This window comes from Streptomyces sp. R-07, from assembly GCF_049913175.1.
GTDB lineage: Bacteria > Actinomycetota > Actinomycetes > Streptomycetales > Streptomycetaceae > Streptomyces.
In genome coordinates this window covers 6,876,563-6,896,091 of the sequence record NZ_CP183978.1, presented here as the reverse complement: position 1 = coordinate 6,896,091, position 19,529 = coordinate 6,876,563, and the positions used below count along the sequence as shown (strand labels likewise).

Annotated in this window: 12 protein-coding genes; 6 read left to right on the top strand and 6 right to left on the bottom strand. The window is 70.6% G+C overall.

All coding sequences use genetic code 11. The features are described 5' to 3' along the window. Positions 1-285: 285 nt before the first annotated feature. Positions 286-498 (top strand): hypothetical protein, encoded by a 213-nt coding sequence (locus tag ACN9M0_RS31505; protein WP_366041881.1) that lies wholly within the window; start codon positions 286-288, stop codon positions 496-498. Between the two features lie 174 nt (positions 499-672). Here ACN9M0_RS31505 and ACN9M0_RS31500 read toward each other — a convergent pair whose 3' ends face one another. Continuing rightward, positions 673-936 carry a DUF6213 family protein gene (locus ACN9M0_RS31500; protein ID WP_366041880.1) on the bottom strand — a complete coding sequence of 88 codons (264 nt, stop codon included), beginning with the start codon at positions 934-936 and terminating at the stop codon, positions 673-675. Between the two features lie 33 nt (positions 937-969). Then, positions 970-1,446, bottom strand: coding sequence for a universal stress protein (locus ACN9M0_RS31495; RefSeq protein ID WP_366041879.1), 477 nt, complete (start codon positions 1,444-1,446; stop codon positions 970-972). Positions 1,447-1,724: 278 nt separating this feature from the next. Between ACN9M0_RS31495 and ACN9M0_RS31490 the strand changes: the two genes are divergently transcribed. The 5 genes from ACN9M0_RS31490 (at position 1,725) to ACN9M0_RS31470 (ending at position 8,791) form a co-directional block, all read left to right on the top strand. Further along, positions 1,725-2,111: a hypothetical protein gene (locus tag ACN9M0_RS31490; protein WP_366041878.1), complete on the top strand. Its 387-nt coding sequence runs from the start codon at positions 1,725-1,727 to the stop codon at positions 2,109-2,111. A 21-nt stretch (positions 2,112-2,132) separates the two neighbouring features. After that, the gene (locus ACN9M0_RS31485) at positions 2,133-2,771 is read left to right on the top strand and encodes an endonuclease (RefSeq protein ID WP_426404609.1); all 639 of its coding nucleotides are present in this window, start codon (positions 2,133-2,135) and stop codon (positions 2,769-2,771) included. 59 nt (positions 2,772-2,830) lie between these two features. Then, positions 2,831-4,708 carry a transketolase gene (locus ACN9M0_RS31480; RefSeq protein WP_426404608.1) on the top strand — a complete coding sequence of 626 codons (1,878 nt, stop codon included), beginning with the start codon at positions 2,831-2,833 and terminating at the stop codon, positions 4,706-4,708. Positions 4,709-4,868: 160 nt separating this feature from the next. After that, on the top strand, positions 4,869-7,055 hold the full coding sequence (katG, locus tag ACN9M0_RS31475) for a catalase/peroxidase HPI (RefSeq protein WP_366041874.1): 2,187 nt from the start codon (positions 4,869-4,871) through the stop codon (positions 7,053-7,055). A gap of 482 nt (positions 7,056-7,537) precedes the next feature. Further along, the gene (locus tag ACN9M0_RS31470) at positions 7,538-8,791 is read left to right on the top strand and encodes a serine hydrolase domain-containing protein (protein WP_366041873.1); all 1,254 of its coding nucleotides are present in this window, start codon (positions 7,538-7,540) and stop codon (positions 8,789-8,791) included. 7 nt (positions 8,792-8,798) lie between these two features. On the opposite strand, the gene ACN9M0_RS31465 is transcribed toward ACN9M0_RS31470, so the two are convergent. The 4 genes from ACN9M0_RS31465 to ACN9M0_RS31450 all read right to left on the bottom strand — a co-directional run bounded on the left by ACN9M0_RS31465 (position 8,799) and on the right by ACN9M0_RS31450 (position 19,145). Continuing rightward, the gene (locus ACN9M0_RS31465) at positions 8,799-9,344 is read right to left on the bottom strand and encodes a DUF3291 domain-containing protein (RefSeq protein ID WP_366041872.1); all 546 of its coding nucleotides are present in this window, start codon (positions 9,342-9,344) and stop codon (positions 8,799-8,801) included. 32 nt (positions 9,345-9,376) lie between these two features. Further along, positions 9,377-10,048, bottom strand: a complete 672-nt coding sequence (locus ACN9M0_RS31460; RefSeq protein WP_426404607.1) for a helix-turn-helix transcriptional regulator — start codon at positions 10,046-10,048, stop codon at positions 9,377-9,379. A 47-nt stretch (positions 10,049-10,095) separates the two neighbouring features. After that, positions 10,096-10,716: a hypothetical protein gene (locus tag ACN9M0_RS31455; RefSeq protein WP_366041868.1), complete on the bottom strand. Its 621-nt coding sequence runs from the start codon at positions 10,714-10,716 to the stop codon at positions 10,096-10,098. A 134-nt stretch (positions 10,717-10,850) separates the two neighbouring features. Continuing rightward, a complete protein-coding gene (locus tag ACN9M0_RS31450) occupies positions 10,851-19,145 on the bottom strand; it encodes a DNRLRE domain-containing protein (protein WP_426404606.1) in 8,295 nt (2,764 codons plus the stop codon). Positions 19,146-19,529 lie beyond the last annotated feature (384 nt).

The following is a 19,529-nucleotide window of genomic DNA, read 5'->3' as shown; positions in this document are numbered from 1 at the left end:
CCCCTTCGGCAGCATGGCCCGCACTGCCGCCCGAGCCCCCACTCGCACGCCCCACATCAGCAGCCGCAGACACCCCCTCCCAAGCCGAATGGACATCCTGCGGAAGACGGCTTTGGGCGTCCAGCGAGCAAGTCCCCGGCGTCTGCCCAGCCTGATTCCATGGGATCCCGAGCCGAGTTTCACGAGCACCTCCTCCCCTGCGCAGGAAGGCATCTGCACCGTTGACCGGATTTCAAACCTCGGAAATGCCGCCAGGCCCGTAAGGCTCTGATGCATCCTGGACCTATGGACAGCACCCCGATAGTCGTCCACCAGCCCTCTCCCACGGGGGGCCGGCGCGTCACCGCGCGCGGGGAGATCCTGGGTCTGGCGTACAGCGACGGTGATGTCATCGAGTTCCTTCGACGCGCCGGCCTGCCCGAAGCCGAGTCCCTTCTCGACGACCCTTCCTGGGTCACATGGAAGAAGGGCCGCGCCCACCATTACGAGGCGGCCTGACGCGTGACAGACGTCCCGCCGGATCCGCCGCACGCCCGGCGGCAGCGGACGCGGTCCACCGGCGACTGCCCCGCCGACCGGCCTCCGGGTCGGTCGGCAGGTTCCTCCGGCCCCGGGTGCTCGGGACGGACGGTGCCCGTCCGCGGACCGTTCTCCGCTGCCCGCCCATCGTGCTCACCGTCTTCCCTTCCTGGGCCCGGTCGGCGGGTCCTCGTCCCTGACGGGCATGATCGCGATGCACTCGGCGTCGATCCTGTCGGCGACCTCCGTCAGCGCTTCGACCAGGGCCTGGACCGTCTCCGGTTCGAGGCCGGAGTCCTCGGCCTCGGCCGAGTGCAGCCAATGGGACGCGAGGCGCCGCAGCAGGCCGGTCACCTCGTCGGCCGGGAGCATGAGGGGGCCGCCGGGGACGTGGACGAGGGACACCGACGCGTTCATGGGGATCCTGCCTCCGCGGGTACGGGACGGCCGTCAGGCCGTCGTGTCCGCGGAGCCGGCCTCTTCGGAGGCGTCGGCGCGGACGATGACGACGGGACAGGACGCGTGGACGGCGCACTGCTGGCTGACCGAGCCGAGGAGCAGGCTCGCGAAGCCGCCCCGGCCCCGGCTGCCGACGACGAGCAGCTCGGCGTCGGCCGACGCCTCGATGAGCACCTTGGCGGGGTTGCCCCGGACCACGTGCTGCTCGAGGGGCGGTACCTCGCCGCTCCGGGAGAGCACGGCGCCGAGCTCCTCGGTCAGCGCTTCCACGGCCTGCTTCTCGTCGAAGGCGGCGTCCACGGGCGGCGCGGACCATCCGGTCGCGCCGGGCACGTCGTAGACCCCGACCACCTCCAGGGTCGCCCCGGTCTGCCCCGCCTGCCGGACGGCCCACCGCAGCGCCGCGTACGACGCCGGGGAGCCGTCGACGCCCACGACCACGCGGGGGGTGTCATCGCTGAGGTTCATGATCGTGCCCCTTCTCGCTCACGTTCCCGGCCGGGGCCGAGGGAGCTGGACGGGTCGCGACGGGGGCCGGGCCCCAGAGAGCCGGACGGACGGGTCCCCGGCCCCCGTCTCCTACCCCGTCCCCTACCCGCCGCCGCGTCCCGTACGCGTGGAGGCCGACTCGCGCGGGTGCCGTTGCGCGTGAGTGCCGACCGGGCGGGTAGACGCGGGCCGAAGAGGGGTGGGCCGGCACGGCGACGTGCCGGAGGAGAGGTGTGTCAGCGGAAGGACGTACGGCCATGCTGTTCCTGCTGGGTCTGCTGCTTCTCGGGGCGACCGGCGCCTTCATCGGGCTGCTGATCGCGGAGAACACCGGAGGCCCCGACCACGCCGTCATACTCCTGGACAACCGGATCGCCACCCTGGACGGCCTCGCGATCTTCCTCGCCGGCATGGCGCTGGCCGTGATCGTGGGACTCGCCTGCGCCATGATGGCCGCGGGTGCCGCGCGTGCCCGGCGCCGCCGGGCACTCGTCCGCGGCGCGGCCGCGCCCGCGGGGCAGCGCTACCGCGAGCGGGGCGGCGAGTACGAGGAGCCGGCCGCGGCGCCGACGCCTCAGGACGAGGACGCCGCGGCCGCCCCGGGGCGGCATCCGCGCCGTCACCACTTCCGTTTCGGGCACTGACGGACCGCGGAGGAGGCTCCGGTGGACACGGCCCAGGCGATCGCCCGGCTGCTGCGCGAGCACGGGCAGACCTTCGCCGACGAGGCCGGGATCGCCCTGCGCGACAAGCCCGCCCCGCTGTACCAGCTCCTCGTCCTCACGGTCCTGTGCTCGGTCCGGATCAGGGCCGCCACCGCCACCGCCGCCGCCCGCGAACTGTTCGCGGCCGGGCTGAGGACCCCCGCCGCCATGGCCGGCTCCCGTTGGCAGGAGCGCGTGGACGCGCTGGGGCGGGCGCACTACGTCCGGTACGACGAGAGCACCGCGACCGCGCTCGGCGACGGCGCGACGCTGCTCCTCGACCGCTACGACGGCGATCTGCGGCGCCTGCGCGAGCAGGCCTCCGGCGACCGCGAGGAGCTGCGCCGGCTGCTGCGGGAGGTACCCCGGATCGGCCCGGTGGGCGCGGACGTCTTCTGCCGCGAGGCGCAGGCCGTCTGGCCGGAGCTGCGCCCGTACTTCGACGAACGCTCCCGCACGAGCGCCGCCGCCCTCGGTCTGCCCCACACCCCGGCCGGGCTCGCCCGGCACGTTCCCCCGAAGGACCTGGCCCGCCTGGCGGCCGCCCTCGTAAGGGCGAGCCTGTCCGGCGGGACGACGCGGGAGCCTCGCGCCGCGTGAGGGCCCGCCCGCCGTACGGACGGGCCCGGCACCACGAGATGACCGGAAAGGACCCCGCCATGACCGCCCCGCCCCTCACCCCGCTCGACCCCAGCAGCGACCTCTCCCAGGTCTTCGAGCTCGCTCAGCAGCTGCGGGTGGACTCCGTGCGCGCCAGTACGGCCGTGGGGTCCGGGCACCCCACCTCCAGTCTGTCCGCGGCCGATCTGATGGCGGTCCTGATGACCCGCCATCTCCGCTACGACTGGCAGGCGCCCGGCAACCCGGACAACGACCACCTGGTGTTCTCCAAGGGGCACGCGTCGCCGCTGCTGTACGCGATGTTCAAGGCCGCCGGGGCGATCGGCGACGACGAGCTGATGACCACGTACCGCCGCTTCGGCCACCGCCTCCAGGGCCATCCCACCCCCGAGCTGCCCTGGGTGGACGTGGCGACCGGCTCGCTCGGCCAGGGCATCGGCTACGCCGTGGGGATCGCGCTCGCGGTCCGGGACCTGGAGCGGCGGTCCTCCCGGGTGTGGGTGCTGTGCGGTGACAGCGAGACGGCCGAGGGCTCCGTGTGGGAGGCCCTCGACAAGGCGGGGCACCACCGGCTCGCCAACCTCACCGTGCTGCTCGACGTGAACCGCCTCGGGCAGAGCGGCCCCACCGAGCTGGAGTGGGACACCGGCGCGTACGCCCGCCGGGTGGAGGCGTTCGGGTGCCGGGCGGTCGTGGTCGACGGCCACGACCTCGAAGCGATCGACCGGGCCCTGACCGAGGCCGCCGCCGGTCTCGGCCCCACCGTCGTCGTCGCCAGGACCGTGAAGGGCCGGGGCGTGGCGGAGGTGGCCGACAAGGGCGGCTGGCACGGCAAGGCGCTGCCCGAGGACCTGGCCGGACGCGCCGTCGCCGAACTCGGCGGCGTGCGCGACCTGCGGGTGCGCGGCCCCCGCCCGCCCGCCGGCCCTCCCGCGCGCCCCGGCGCCGGGCAGGCCGCGCCGGTCGAGCTGCCGCGCTACGAGGTGGGCGACGAGGTGGCCACCCGGGTCGCCTTCGGTGCCGCCCTGGCCGCCCTCGGTGCCCGTCCCGAGGTCGTCGCCCTGGACGCCGAGGTCGGCAACTCGACCCACGCCGAGGAGTTCGGGAAGGCCCACCCGGAGCGGTACTTCCAGACGTACATCGCCGAGCAGCAGATGATCGCGGAGGCGGTCGGCATGGCGGTGCGCGGCTTCCGCCCGTACGCCACGACCTTCGCCGCCTTCCTCACCCGCGCCCACGACTTCGTCCGGATGGCCGCCGTCTCGCGGATCACGATGGCCCTGTGCGGGACGCACAGCGGAGTCGAGATCGGCGCGGACGGCCCCTCGCAGATGGGTGTCGAGGACCTCGCCATGATGCGGGCCGTCCTCGGCTCCACCGTGCTGTACCCGAGCGACGCGACCTCCGCGGCCGCCCTGACCGCGGCCATGGCCGACCTGGACGGCATCTCGTACCTGCGCACCACCCGCGGGGCCTACCCGGTCCTCTACGCCGGGGACGAGACCTTCCCGGTGGGCGGGTCGAAGACCCTGCGCCGCACCCCGGACGACCGGGTCACGCTCATCGGCGCCGGTGTCACCCTGCACGAGTGCCTGGCTGCCGCCGAGGACCTGGCTTCCGAGGGCGTACGGGCCCGGGTCGTCGACCTGTACTCGGTGAAGCCCGTCGACGCCGGGACCCTCGCCCGCGCGGCCCGGGAGACCGGCGCCCTCGTCGTCGTCGAGGACCACCATCCCGAGGGCGGCCTCGGGGAGGCCGTCCTGTCGGCGCTCGCCGGGGGCGACGCCCACCCCGCCTTCGCCCATCTCGCCGTCAGGGAGCTGCCCGGCTCCGGCACGACCGAGGAGCTCCTCGACGCGTGCGGCATCTCCCGCACCCACATCGCCCGGGCCGCCCGGGCCCTCGTCGCGCCGTAGCAGGCGTGGGCAGGCGTCGGGCACCGCTGTCCGAAAGTACCCTCTTCCGATGATTTCCGTCGGTTGGCGCGGCTCTGCGTGTTATCGCGTCCACGCGGTCCGCCGTACGCGACCATGACGGACGCCGAAACCCGTCACGATGAGCGGAAGAAGGACCCACGTGCCCGGCAGCGACAGCGAGAACCCGGCGATCCCCTCACCCACCCCCACCGAGACCCGGCCCAAGACCAACGCGGACTGGTGGCCCAACCAGCTGGACCTGCAGGTCCTCCACCAGCACTCGCCCCTCTCCGACCCGATGGGCGAGGACTTCGACTACGCGAAGGAGTTCGCGGGCCTCGACGTCGACGCCCTGAAGCGGGACGTCTTCGAGGTGATGACGAACTCCCAGGACTGGTGGCCCGCCGACTACGGCCACTACGGTCCCCTCTTCATCCGGATGAGCTGGCACGCCGCGGGGACGTACCGCATCGCGGACGGCCGGGGCGGTGGCGGCGCGGGCGCCCAGCGTTTCGCCCCGCTCAACAGCTGGCCGGACAACGCGAGCCTCGACAAGGCGCGCCGGCTGCTTTGGCCGGTCAAGCAGAAGTACGGGCGGAAGATCTCCTGGGCCGACCTGCTGGTCTTCGCGGGCAACTGCGCCATGGAGTCGATGGGGTTCAAGACGTTCGGGTTCGGCTTCGGGCGCCCGGACGTCTGGGAACCCGAGGAGATCTTCTGGGGCCCCGAGGACACCTGGCTGGGGGACGAGCGCTACAGCGGCGACCGTGAGCTCACCGGCCCCTTCGGGGCCGTGCAGATGGGCCTGATCTACGTCAACCCGGAGGGCCCCAACGGCACCCCGGATCCGGTCGCCGCCGCCCGGGACATCCGGGAGACGTTCGCGCGCATGGCGATGAACGACGAGGAGACGGTCGCGCTCATCGTCGGCGGCCACACGTTCGGCAAGTGTCACGGCGCCGTCGACCCGGAGTACGTCGGACCGGAGCCCGAGGCCGCCCCCATGGAGCAGCAGGCCCTCGGCTGGCGGAACACGTACGGCAGCGGCAAGGGCGCCGACGCGCTCACCAGCGGCCTCGAAGGCGCGTGGACCAACGAGCCGACGAAGTGGGACAACGGCTACCTGGACAACCTGTTCCGGTACGAGTGGGAGCTGACGACGAGCCCCGCCGGCGCCCAGCAGTGGACCCCGAAGGACGCGGCGGCGAAGGACACGGTGCCCGACGCGCACGATCCGTCGAAGCGGCACGCCCCGATGATGCTGACGACGGACCTCTCGCTGCGCCTCGACCCGGTCTACGCGCCGATCGCGAAGCGCTTCCACGAGAACCCGGACGAACTCGCTGACGCCTTCGCCAGGGCCTGGTACAAGCTGCTGCACCGCGACATGGGCCCCCTCTCGCGCTACCTCGGGCCGTGGATCCCCGAGCCGCAGCTCTGGCAGGACCCCGTCCCCGCGGTCGACCACCCGCTGGTCGGGGAGGCGGACATCGCCGCGCTCAAGGCCAGGATCGTCGACTCGGGCCTCTCCCTCTCCCAGCTGGTCACCACCGCCTGGGCGTCGGCGGCGTGCTTCCGCGGCACCGACAAGCGCGGCGGCGCCAACGGGGCACGGATCCGGCTCGCGCCGCAGAAGGACTGGGAGGTCAACGACCTGCCCGAGGTGGCGCAGGTGGTCGAGACCCTCGGCGGGATCCGCGAGGACTTCGAGGGCTCGGGCGGCGGGGCGAAGATCTCGCTCGCGGACCTGATCGTCCTCGGCGGGTGCGCGGCCGTCGAGCGGGCCGCGAAGAACGCCGGGTACGACATCGCGGTCCCGTTCACGCCGGGGCGCACGGACGCCTCGCAGGAGCAGACCGACGTGGAGTCGTTCTCGGTGCTCGAACCCCGGGCGGACGGGTTCCGCAACTACCTCCGGGCGGGCGAGAAGCTGTCGCCGGAGACCCTGCTCCTCGACCGCGCCAGCCTGCTGACGCTGACCGCGCCCGAGATGACGGTGCTCGTCGGCGGTATGCGGGTGCTCGGCACCGGGTTCGGAGGGTCGCCGCACGGGGCCTTCACCGACCGGCCGGAGTCGCTGACCAACGACTTCTTCGTCCAGCTCCTCGACATGGGCACGGAGTGGAAGGCGTCGACGTCCGACGAGAACGTCTTCGAGGGCCGCGACCGCGCCACGGGCGAGGTGCGGTGGACCGCCACCCCCGTCGACCTCGTCTTCGGTTCGCACTCCCAGCTGCGGGCGATCGCGGAGGTGTACGCGTCCGCGGACGCGGGAGAGAAGTTCGCGCGCGACTTCGCGGCGGCGTGGGACAAGGTGATGAACCTCGACCGGTTCGACCTGCGCTGAGCCCGCCACACCCGCCCGGCCGGCTCGTCGGGCCGGCCGGGCGGGTGCGTACGGCGGGGGGGCGGACGTCAGGTCGTGAGCAGCCGGTTGAAGAACGAGCGGTACTGACGCAGGGCGGTACGCAGGCTTCCGTGTCGGCGTCCTCGCCTTCGCTCCACCGGCCTTCGAGGTCCTTCTTGCGTCGCCGAAGGCGGCGGCGAGAAGGAAACCTCGACGCGGGTCACGCCTCCCTGGCCTCGCAGCCCGAGGCCGTCGTCGACCTGATCGAGCAGGCCGCGAACGCGACCGCGGGCTGACCGGGTGCCCTCCTTCACCTCACCGACGTCGCCGCCGCACTCCCTCGCGGCGACGTCGGCGGGGACGTCGGCCCCGCCTGTCGGGTGCGACGTCGGCGGGACACGGGCCCCGCCTGTCGGGTGATGTTCGCGCGGGTCGACGGCACCCCGGCCGCCACGCGCGCGCCCCGGGCCAATACTCCGGCCATGAGACCACCCCGCTCCACGCCCGGGGCGCGCCCGGCCACGTCCCGGTCGCGCCGCGCCACGGTCACCGCCGTCGCCGCGCTCCTCGCCCTCAGCGCCCCGGCCGCGGCGGCCGGCGCCCCGACGACCGACGCCCGCCACCACCGGCCCTGCACCGCTTCCCGGCTGCCCGACCGCGGCCCCGCGCGCGACATCCTGCGCATCGCCGAGCAGGCGAAGGCGGACATGGGCCTCAAGTCCGTGATCCTGCGGGTCTCCGCCGACGGACGCGAGGTCGTCACCACCGCGCTCGGCGAGTCGATGACGGGCGTACCGGCCACCCCGGCCATGCACTTCCGCAACGGCAACATCGCGATCAGCTACATGGGCACGGCACTCCTGCGGCTGGTCGACCAGGGCAAGGTCGGCCTCGACGACCCCGTCGCGCCCTGGCTGCCCGGCCTCAAGGACGGCGACCGGATCACGCTGCGCATGCTGGCCGCCTCCACGACCGGTCTCGTCGACTACGTCCGCCTGCCCGCGTTCCAGCAGGCCGTCGGCGCGGACCCCTTCCGCCAGTGGACGGCCGACGAACTCGTGAAGCTGTCGACCAGCCAGGAGCGGTGGTACGAGCCGGGCACCAACTGGAGCTACTCGCACGCCAACTTCCTCCTCCTGGGCGCCGCCCTGGAGAAGATCACCGGAACCCGTCTGGACGTCCTGCTGCAGCGTCAGATCCTGGGCCCGCTCGGACTGCGCGAGACCCGCAACAGCTTCACCCCGGACATCCCCGAGCCGGTCCTGCACGCCTTCTCCAGCGACCGGGGGACGTACGAGGAGTCCACCTTCTGGAACCCCTCGTGGACCACCGCGCCCGGCGCGGTGGAGACCACCGACATCTGTGACCTGGAGCGCTCGGCGGCCGGCATCGGCTCGGGCCGGCTGCTCTCCCGGGCGTCCTACGAGGAGCTCCTGAACCCGGGAACGGTCGGCCTGGGCCACGCCACCGACAAGTGCCCGCCCACGGTCTGCCTCACCCAGACCGAAGCGACCCACGACGGGATGGGCGTGCTCGTCCTGGGCGACTGGGTCGCCCAGCACCCGTTGTTCTTCGGCTACTCCGCGTCCCAGGCGTACCTGCCGTCCGAGCGCCTGTCCATCGCGGTCTCGACCACGAACGGGCCCGACGCCCAGGACAGCCACTCGGCGCATGTGATCGCCCAGCGCATCGCCGCCGCCCTGACCCCGGACCACCCCATTCCCGAATTCGGCTGACCCCGCATCAGACCGCCGCCGAGGACCCGTCCGGGGTGTGCTGAGCCGGAGTGCGCTCGACCTGAGTGCGCCCGGCCGCTCCGGCGGCCTCGGCGGCGGTGTACGAGGAGGCGAAGGTGAAGGCGCGCGGGGAGGGCCCGTCGGCGCGCAGCTCCGCGAGCCGTTCCAGGGCCTCGGCGACGGTCGGGACGTGTCCGGCGGGGACCCACCACAGCACGAGGTGCGCCTCCACGTGCCGCCGGAACCACTCGCGGCGCCTCCGCATCATCTCCAGGTGCCCGCTGCGGTAGGCGAAGTCCCACAGCGCCTCCTGGGACTCCCACACCGACAGGTTGACGATGACGTCCTCCCCCGCCGGCCGCAGGCCGGTCGCATCGGCCTCGCCCTCCTCCACGAGCCGCCACACGAAGCCGGGCGCGCCGTCGGCGGCGGTGTTGACCGGGTCGAGCATCTCGACGAACGGCGCCACGCGCGGGTCGTCCATGGGGTACCGGAGGGTGGCGATGTTGAGCTGGGCGAGGTGGGCGGGGGCGGCATGCGTGGATGCGGTCATGGCCTCATCCCAGCACGCCCCGCTTTTCTATGTCAATGCTCGTTGTTTTTAGAAGCCTCGACCACCACGCAGCACTCCCCCGGTCGGGCGTCCATGCGCGCGCGTACCGGACCGTCCGTACCGAGCAGCCCTTCCAGGAGTGCGAGATTCATGCCGCAGACGAGCGGCGGAAAGCTTTCGGCGACAGCGTGGAAGGGGCAGTTGCGCATGCGGACGACGTCCGCGACAGCCCCCTCGGCGCGTTCCATGTACGGCTCGTAGCCGCGGGCGGCCAGCATCTCCACGGCCTCTTCGAGCCCGCCGCAGACTCCTGCCGCATCTCGCAGGACCTCACCCCGGCGGCGCGCCGCCGCGCAGAGCCCGGCATCGAGCCCGGCCTGCTCGGCGGCCTCGGCGAGGAGCTCGGCGGCCGTGCGGTAGTCGCGGGCGGGCAGCGAGACCGAGCGCTCGCCCCGCGCCCGCATGTAGACCTTGGCGGGGCGGCCCGCGCCCGGCCCCGATCGCCCGGTGAGCCGCCGGCTGCCGCTCTCCAGGAGTCCGGCCTCGGTCAGCTTGTCCAGATGGTGCGCGGCGAGCGTGCGCGCCACCCCGACCCCTTCGGCGGCCTCGTTGCGGCCGACCTCCCGGCCTTGCGCCACCACGTACTCGTACAGACGGCGGCGCACCGGATCCTGCAGCACCGCGATCGCGTCGATGTCCTTCACCAGGCCATTCTAGGAACAACGCGCATAGGAGATAGAAAGTACGCCCCTCAGGGCTGGGACCTGATCACCGCGACGCAGCACAGCGCCGCCAGGGCCAGACTAGCCGCCGCCGGCCCCGCGAAGCCCTCGAAGGCGGTGGCGGGCAGGACGCTGTCGGTCGGCGGGACGGCGCCCTCGGGGTCGAAGACCATCGTGAGGTGCCGGCCGGGCCGGGTGTCGGCGCCACAGGTGCGCCAGGCCTCGGTCCGTACGGGGGTGCCGTCGAGCAGCTGGACCGAGCAGGAGTTCTTGACGTAGTCGCGCCCCTCGTAGCGGTGGACGTGGACCTCGGTGACCACCACCGTACGGCTCACGCCGCGCGCCGCGAGGACGGCGTCCGCGGCGTGACCCGGTATCCACCAGGCGAGGAACCCGCCGAACAGCGCGACGGCGCCCACCAGGGCGCGTCCCGCGTTCGTGGCGAAGAGGTACCCGGCGGAGGCCAGGGCCACCACGATGCCGACGACCGTCCCGATCGTGGCGTAGCCGGTCGACACCCCGGTCACCGCGGCGCCCGCGATGAGGCCGGCGGTCAGCAGGCCCACGACGGCGCCCTCCACCACCAGCCTGCCGGGCGGCCGCCCGGAGAAGTTCGCCGGGCCCCACAGGAACGCCCCGTCGTAGGACATGCTGCTCCGTTCGTAGTTCGGAACTGTGCGATGTGCGATGTGCCAAGTGCCGTGTGCCGTGTGCGGAAGGGGTGCCGCCCGGGGTGCGGGCGCCGGGCGTGCCGGTACCCGCACCCCGGGCGGCTGGAATCATGTCACCATCCGCTCTCCCCGTAGACCGTGGTGAAGCTGGTGCCGGCGCCTCCATCGAAGACGGTCACCAAGGTGACGCCGGCGCCGACGGTGTACACGGGATCACCACTGCTGTTGCGCACGAACGGGTCGCTCCAGTCCGTGGGGAAGGACCATTCGTCCTCGGAGTTCACGGCCACGCTGCCCAGGACGTGCACCCCGAGCAGCGGACCCGCCGCCACGTCGGCGCCGGCGCCGGAGCCCGCGAGCTGGTTGAAGCTGTCCGCGTTGCTCCAGACGACGTCGAGGCTGGCGGAGGCTCCGCTGCCGACCGACGGACCGTGGCTCTCGGTGAAGCCGATGTCGTAGTCGCCGTTGCTGGTCTGGACGACCATGAAGCAGCCCTGCTCGGCGTAGCCCGTGTACATCGCGCCGCCGATTCCGGCACAGATGCCCGTGCTGCCGCCGTCGCGGCCGCCCTGTGTGAAGCCGGTCAGCAGCGTGTGGGCCATGCCGCCGAGGAAGTTCTCCCACGCCGGGATCGGCTTGGGCTGCGGCGCCGGGGGCGCCGCCGGCTCGTCCGTGGACGGGGTGTCGTCCGTGGTCAGCTGCCAGCCGTTGCCCCACTCGCCGGGTCCGGACGGGGTCTCCTCCGTCTCCTGGTTCATCCGCGGGCAGGTGAAGCTGTTGTAGCCCATGCAGTCCGGCTCGTGGCCGTCGAGCTCCACCCGGCCGACCGGGTTGCCGCCGGTGAAGGCGTACCGGTTGCCGGTCACCGGGTCGGCGCCGAGCTTCATGTCGGCGAGGGCGCCGTTGTACATGTCCCGGGTGGTGAAGCGGTTGAGCTCGGGCCGGTAGTCGCGGAAGCCCATGTCGTACGTGCCCGAGGAGACGTCCCACCGCTTGGCGTTGTAGCGGTACGGGTTGAACGCGTCCTTGGCCGGGTCGTCCGGGTCGGGCTTGTCGCGGCCGGTGAACTCGCCCGCCTCGTCCTTGCCGTACGCCGTGTACCCGTACGTCGCCGAGGTGTCGCCGGCCGTCGTGGTGACGGTCTCGACGTCGCCGCGCGTGTTGTAGCCGTACACGCCCAGTTCCTCGGTGCCTCCGGGGTTCCGGAGCTGGGACAGCCGCTCGCCCCACGGCGAGTACTGGTACGAGGCGGTGACCGCGCCGGCGACCTCCTCGCTCAGCACGTCGGACGACAGGCCCAGGTAGTTGAACGTGGTGGTCTTGCCTCCGCCGGTCTTGCCGACCGTCCGGTCGAACGGGTCGAAGGCGTACTGCGTGACGGACTGGCCGCCGCCGCTGGTGAGCCTGGACGTCTCGACCACGTGGTCGAAGCCGTCGTAGGTGTTCCGCTCCACGACCTTGCCGCCGCCGGTGACCGTGGTCAGCCGCCCGAAGGCGTCGTAGTCGTAGCTCGCCATCGCACCGGAGACCGTCGCCGACTGCAGGCGGTCACGGTCGTAGCCGAAGGTGGACGACACGCCCTTGACCGTCTGCGCGACGACGTTGGCGTTGTCGTCGTGGACGTAGGTCTCGGTGGAGGCGGACGTCCCGGTCTTGGTGACCTTCGCGATGCGGTCCACGGGGTCGTAGGTGTAGGAGGCGGCGACGTCGATGTACGTGGACGTCGCGTCCGCGCTCATCTTCCGGCCGGTGTCCAGGGCCGGGTTGCCGTTGGCGTCGTAGCTCAGGGTGTGCTGGGAGACGAGCGTGCCGTTCGCCTTCTTCTCGGTGCGGCTCTTCACGGCCCCGTCGAGGAAGTAGGCGAGGTCGACGGTGTTCGCGTTGGCCTTGGTCTCCTTCAGTTTCTGGCCGCGCGCGGTGTAGGTGTACGAGCTGACCTTCGGGGACGCGTCGGTCGCGGACGTGCCGACCGACACCGACGCGACGAGGTCGCGCAGGTCGTAGGTGTAGCGGGAGAACTGGTCGGGGTGCGTGACCGTCTCCTGCAGGCCGTTGGCGTCGTAGGTGAAGGAGGTTGCCTTCTTCTCCTGGCCGCCCGCCGACTCGGTGACCTTCTGCACCTGGTTGAGACCCGTGTAGGCGACCGTGTACGCGTCGATGCGGGCGCCGGAGGACGTGTCGCCGATCGAGGTCAGATTGGCGTTGGCGTCGTAGCCGTACGTGAAGTCGTTCTTCTCGGTGTCGGTCTCGCCCGTGCTGTTCCGGACGAGCTTGACGCCGTCGGCGAGGACCACGCCTCCGCTGTTCTGGAACAGCTGGAGCTTCGCGGCGCCGCTCTGGGTGAAGGAGTACGAGCCGAGCGGGACCCAGGTGCCGTCACCGGTGCTCTGGTTGATCACCTTGTCCGTGGTGCCGGCCGCGTGGGAGACCGTGTACTTCGCGGTCGTGGCGGCCCCGGTCGCCTTGGGGTACTTCACGTACGCGGTGTAGGTGCCGTCCTTCGGGATGTTCAGGGTCCAGGTGAAGGCGTCCGTGCCCGTACCGGCGGCGTGGACCTGGTGGTCGTAGCCCTGCTGTCCGACGCCGCTCGCCTTCGTCCACGTCCCGGTGGAGGAGGTGTTCTGCGTGTCGGAGTTGTCGACGAGCACCACCGCGCTGCCGACGGGCACGCCGTCGTCCGAACGGGACTTCAGCTTGCCGTCGGGGAAGTACGACCACGTCATCGTGCGGTTCGACGAACCGCCCGCCGAGGTGAGGGTACGCGCGGTCTGCTTGCCCAGTTCGTTGTAGTCGTAGCTGGTGACGATGGACCACGGATCGGTGGACGACTCGACCCAGCCGTTGTCGAAGTACGTGTAGGTGGTGTCGTTGCGGACGGTCTGACCCTCGGACGGCGGTGCCGACACGGTCTTCACCCGGCCGACCTCGTCGTACGTCGTCTCCGTCCAGACCTTCTTGTTGTACCGGGCGTCCGCCGGGTCGTACGGCTGGATCTGCCGCTTCGCCCGGTTCAGCGCGTCGTACGTGGTCTCCACGGTGAAGTCGTCCGCGGCCGCCGTGTCGACGCCCCGGGGGCTCACCACCTTGGTGGCGTTGCCGACCTGGTCGTACTCGTACGTGGTCCTGCGGAACGTGGTCCCCTCGTACGGGACCTTGACCTCCTTCTTCTTCCCGCGCTCGTCGTAGACGACGGTCGTGGTGTTGTTCTCGGCGTCCGTGGTGGAGACGACCAGGCTGTCCTTGTCGTAGGTCTTCCTGGTGGTCTTGCCGGCGGCGTCCGTGACCGACGTCACCCGGTGGTCCAGGTCGTACACGGTCTTGGTGGTGAAGTCCGTGGTGTCGGCGGTGGCGTTCTTCTTCGGGTCCACCACCGTGACCAGGTTGCCGACGTTGTCGTACTCGTAGGACAGCTTGTGACCTGCGGCGTTGACGACGGACGTCAGCTGGTGGACGGCGTCGTACGTCCGGGTCGTGCGGTAGTCGGACGGATCGCCCGCGGTGAGCGTTCCCTTGGGCTCGGTGGTCGAGGTGAGGTTGCCCGCCTTGTCGTACGTGTAGCTCGTCCGGCGCTCGTCCGAGGTGGTGGTGTCCTTGGGCGCCGTCGCCGAGACGACCTGGTCGACGGCGTCGTAGACGGCCGTGGAGACGGCTCCGTTGGGCGCCGTCGACGTGACGATGTTGTCGTTGGCGTCGTAGACCGGGGCGGGTGTGGTGATCAGGCTGCCCTGGTCCTGCTTCTTGGGCACGGTCTTGGTCATCGGGCGGCCGTACACGTCGTACGTCTGTGTGGTCTTCTTGCCCAGCGCGTCGGTGACCTCGCGGACCTGGCCGCGCTCGTCGTAGACGAACCACGACGGGTTGTTCAGGGCATCCGTGATCTTCGTCGGGTAACCGGTGGGCCCGAAGGCGGTGTTGACGGTCGGATTGCCGTTGGCGTCGGTCGCCTTGGTGAGCTGACCGTAGGCGTCGTACTCGTACGAGGTGGTGTAGTCACCCGCCGTCGCGGTGGCGACGCCCTTGGGGTCGGTGACCGTCTTCAGGTTGCCGAAGGCGTCATAGCCGAACTGCCACTTCCGGCCCTCGGCCGAGGTCTTGGTGGCCAGGTCGGCGGAGTAGCCGTCGGCGCGGGTCCGGTACGTGTACTGGGTGGAGTTCGCCGGATAGGTGCCCGGGGCGCACTCGCTCTGGGCCGGCACACCCGCCTTGTTGTTCTCCGCGTCGCGCTGCCAGAGCGGGTAGCCCGTCCTCTGGTCGTAGCAGTAGGCGGTCTTGGCGCCGTTGTTCTCCTCCATGTACGTGACGTTGTTGTCCGCGTCCCAACCCAGCTTGGTGGTCTCGGACTTGGCGTTGACGCTCTGCACCGGTCGGCCGAAGTCGTCGGTGACATAGTCCGTGGCACGGGACTCGGCGTCGGTCACCTTGGTGTCGGTGAACTTGTTGTTGGCGGCGTCCGCCGCGTACGTGAAGCCCGTGGCGCCCTGGAGACGGTCGGTGATCGTCTTCGTCCACCAGTGGTACTTCGGGTCGTCGCCGGTCTGCGGGGCGTAGTAGGCCATGGCGGTGGCGTTGCCGCGCGGGTCGGTGATCTTGACGAGCTTGACGTTCTTGTTGCCCTGGGTGGCGTCGTACTCGAAGCCGAAGACCTTGGGCTGGGTGGAGCCGGCCCCGTCGGTGATCCTGGTGAGCAGACCCTTGTCGGAGTACTCGAAGGCGACCTTGCGGCCCGAGATGTCGGTCATCGACTTGACGTGGTCGATGATCTTCGGGTTGCTGCTGTCGGCCTTGGAGTAGTACTCGATCGTCAGCGACTGCCGAGCGGCGGGGTCGGTGACGTACTTGAGGAACTTGGTCGGCTTGTTGTTCGACTTCCTCTCCTCGTAGGTGTACGTCTGCGTGTTGCCGTTCTTGTCCACGACCGACGTCATGTAGCCGTCGCAGCCGAACACGAACCGGGTCCCGTCGGGACGGGTCATCGTCCACGCGTCCGGAACCGGGTCCTTCAGCGGCGTGCAGTCCAGGCCGGGCTTGGCGGCAAGCTTGTAGTGGACACCGGCCGGCGCCTTCCACGAGCTCGTGGCCGAGTCCCAGCGGAACACGTGGGTCGTGCCGTCGCCGTCGGGAAGACGGATCTCCGTCGGATTCGGCTTCGGGTGGAACTCCAGCGGCGCGCCGAGCCGGATCGGGCCGGCGACCTGGAAGGACCAGCCGTAACCCGAGACCGTGTCGGAGGTGTCGAGGCTGTTGTACGCGAACCGGGCGAAGGTGTTGACGCCGCGGCCGGGGTTGGTGAACGCGTTGTACGACCAGACGCTGTTGCCGGACGACAGGTTGTTCATCACGGTCGAGCCGGCACCGGTGTTCTTGCCCGTGTAGGAGTAGAACTTCTCCATGCCGAGCTGGTTGGACGTCGGATCCTCCACCGCCACGTTCTGGGCGAGGCCCGGGATGCCGGAGCTGCCGGAGACCCAGGCACCGGTCGTCTTGTTGTAGACGTCCCAGGTCAGGACGTAGTCCGTGCGCTTGTTGCCGTTGTCCGAGTTGATCGGCGTCTTCACCGTGGCCTGGAGGTCCACGCTGTCACCCGGCACGACCGTGCCGGACAGCGGCGTCTGGACCTGGTTGCCGCCGTTCGTGACGTCCGTACCGTCCGGCAGGGTCCATCGGTAGGACAGGACGTGATCCGTCGCCGTCCAGTTCGCGGCCGTGGTGTTGGTGAGGGTGAAGTCGACCGTGTAGTCGGTGTTCGGAGTCATGCGCGCGGGGGTCTGCGGCGCGTAGTACGTCGACTCGGTTGTGGAGTCGATGTACGTGACCACGATCCTCGGCGCGAGGCGCGGCTCGGTGCCTTCGGAGGACAGGAACAGGGTGCGTTCCTGTGAGGCGGCCTCGTCGGCCATCTTGATGGCGACGCCCTTCTGGGACGCCGGGGTGGTCACCCAGGACTGGGCGAGCGAGGTGACGTTCCAGTCGTGACGGGCGGGGTCGTTGGTCATCGCCCCGACATCGGACACGGAAGCACCCACGTCACCGCCCTGAGCGGTCCAGTTCGTGGCGGCGTCCGCCTTCACCCAGGTCGCCGACTCGTCGAAGTCACGCGTCAGCGGCCGCAGTTCATAGAGCGCACCGGTGGTGTCCTGGGCGGTCTGCGTGGACCACAGGCGGACGTTCGCGTCGAGGACGCGGGCGGTGGCGGGAATGCCGAGGGCCGGGAACTTCAGCACCGCGCGCGTGTCGCCATAGGTCGACGAATTGTTGCCGACCGACAGCCAGTTCTTCGGACCCGCGTCGTCGATCGTGTCGTGAGCCGTCGTGGGCTGCGCCGAGGAGACCGTGGTGTCCTGAGTCGCGGCGTACACCTTCGTCGTGCGGCCGGCCTTGGGCAGGCGTACGAGCTGGGTGGGCGCGGCGACGACCTGGCCGTCCTTCGTCTTGACCGCGACCATGTAGTAGTAGGCGCGGCCGTACGGGTCGGGGTCATCCGCCTTCGTGGGCGTCGCGGAGGTGTCCGTGAACGACGTCGTGCCCGGCGCGACGGGCGCGACGAGGGTGGCGGCGGAGGGGGTGAAGGTCTGGCTGACGGAGCGGTGGACCTGGTACTCGACGAGGTCGTCACCGGTCCCGACCGGGTCCTTGTCCTGGTACGTGGACCAGTTCAGCTCCGCGCCGGTGTCGTGGATCGTGGTCGGGGCGGAGAGGTCGACGCCCTGACGGCCGAACGTGAGAACAAGGCGCGGGTAGTTGGCGGTCTCGCCGCCGTACCCGAACTCGCTGCCCTCGTAACGCGGCCCGCCCTTGGGACCGTTGACGGACTCGTCACCGGCCTTGATCACGAAACCGTTGTTGACGTTCGCCCCGTCGATCCACGACTGAACCGTCTTGGTCACCGGGAAGGAATGCCAGGTGTTCAGCTCACCGGGCTGCTTGGTGACCACACCACCCTTGGTGAACCGCACCGCATCCGCGATGACCGAGGTCGCGGTCGTGACAGGCCCGTCGCCGAGGACGATCTTGCCGAGCGTGCCCGCCTTGAACGGGTGCGAGCCCAGCGTCTTCCACACACCGGTGGTGCCGGCCTGCTGGTTGACGGTGTAGGCCTTCGTGCCACCGTCGTACGTGACGGTGTACGGCGCGTTCGTCGCACGGTCCGAAGCCGGAACGTAGTGGGTCTCGACCTGGTACGTGCCGTCCTCAGGAAGGCTCGGCTGCCAGGTGTACGTGTCGCCCGCGACCGCGTCCTTGTTGTACAGGTAGTCCTGGTTCACCGCGTACTGCGTGTAGGCGGTGTTCCCGGAGGCCGGCCAGGCACCCACCGCAGCCGTACGACCGGTGTCGCCGTCATCGACGACGACCGCCGTGCCCGACAACTCACCCGTGATCGCGTTGGCGTTGTCCCACGTGGCCTGCGCTTCCGTCCACGCCTGCGTGGCCCGGTGCGCCTCCAGCTGCACCTCGGAATCACCCGTGGTGTGCGTCTGATCGAAATACAGCTTCAGATCAGCCGAGTCCAGCTTCGTCCCCGACGGGATACTGCTGACCGGGAACCGCAGGAGCGCGCGAGAGGAACCCGTGGAGGTGTTACCGACGGACAGACGCCAGTTGTCGTCGTAGTTCGTCGCCGGACCGTCCGACGAGATCATCACGTCCTGCGCCGTCGACGGCGTCGGCGCGATCGAGATCGTCGGGTCGATGGTGACCGGGTACTGCCGCTCGGGAGCGGCCAGCCACTTCGCGTCCGGCGTGACGGTCAGCTCCCAGCCCTTACCCGCCCGGGTCAGCTTCTGCGTCACGTTCCCGCTGTATGCGGAGCCGTACGGAGCCTTCGCGTCCTTCTTCGCGTCCGTCATGAACGCCGCCGGAATGACGAGGACCGGGTCCGCACCCTCACCGAAGAAGGAGACGGAACCGTCCTTGTTCGCCTTCGGCGTCAGACCACCCGCGTCCAGCGTGAACGTGAACGACACCGGACCGGACGGCTTCGCGCCCAGGACGATGTTCTCCTTCACCCGCCCTGGACCGACCACATACGACAGATCCGCACCGGACACCGCGTCCTTGTACGTCACCGTGTCACCCTTGGCCACCGGCGCGAGCTTCCCCGCACCCTCAAGACCCAGAGTCACCGCATGCCCGTCACCGGCCTCGAACCGCAGCAACCTGTCCGCCTCCGAGCCGAACCAACTGCTCGCAGCATTCGTCGTGTTGGAGAACGCGAAGCCCTCGACATCGGACGGAACGACCGTCGGATCGACGTCCTTCCAGGACTTCCCCGACCGGTAACCCGTCGGAACCGCCGACACCTCGGCCTGAACCCGACCGTCCGACAACATCCAGTACCGCGCGTTCGCGGTCCGCTTCCCGGCCAGCTCGGCAACCCGCTTCGCCTTCGGCGCAGCCTTGCCCTTCGGCAACTTCTCACGACTCGGCAGGACCGGGGCGCCGCCCGTACGCGGAGTTTCGGTATCGCTGCCTGCCTCGTCGGAATCCGAGAACCAGCCCTCGAATGCGTCCGCAATACCCCCGCCGTCGCCATTCGAAACTGGTGCCGCGTAGGCGGCTTGTGGCAGCATGGTTCCGGCCACGGCCGAAACCACGAGGCAGGCTATCGCCCGCCCATATCTCACCTTCACGCCATTCCCTTCCTCTGCACCCTCCTCAAGAGGGCGCACTGGCACGCCGGCACGGTTATCCGTCGCCGGTCGTGGTGGAACTGGCCCGACCGGGCCACCTCAGGGCATGCCGAAGAAGACCGTTTCCCGTACACGCGAAATCGGCCCCGCCCGAGGTACGCCGGT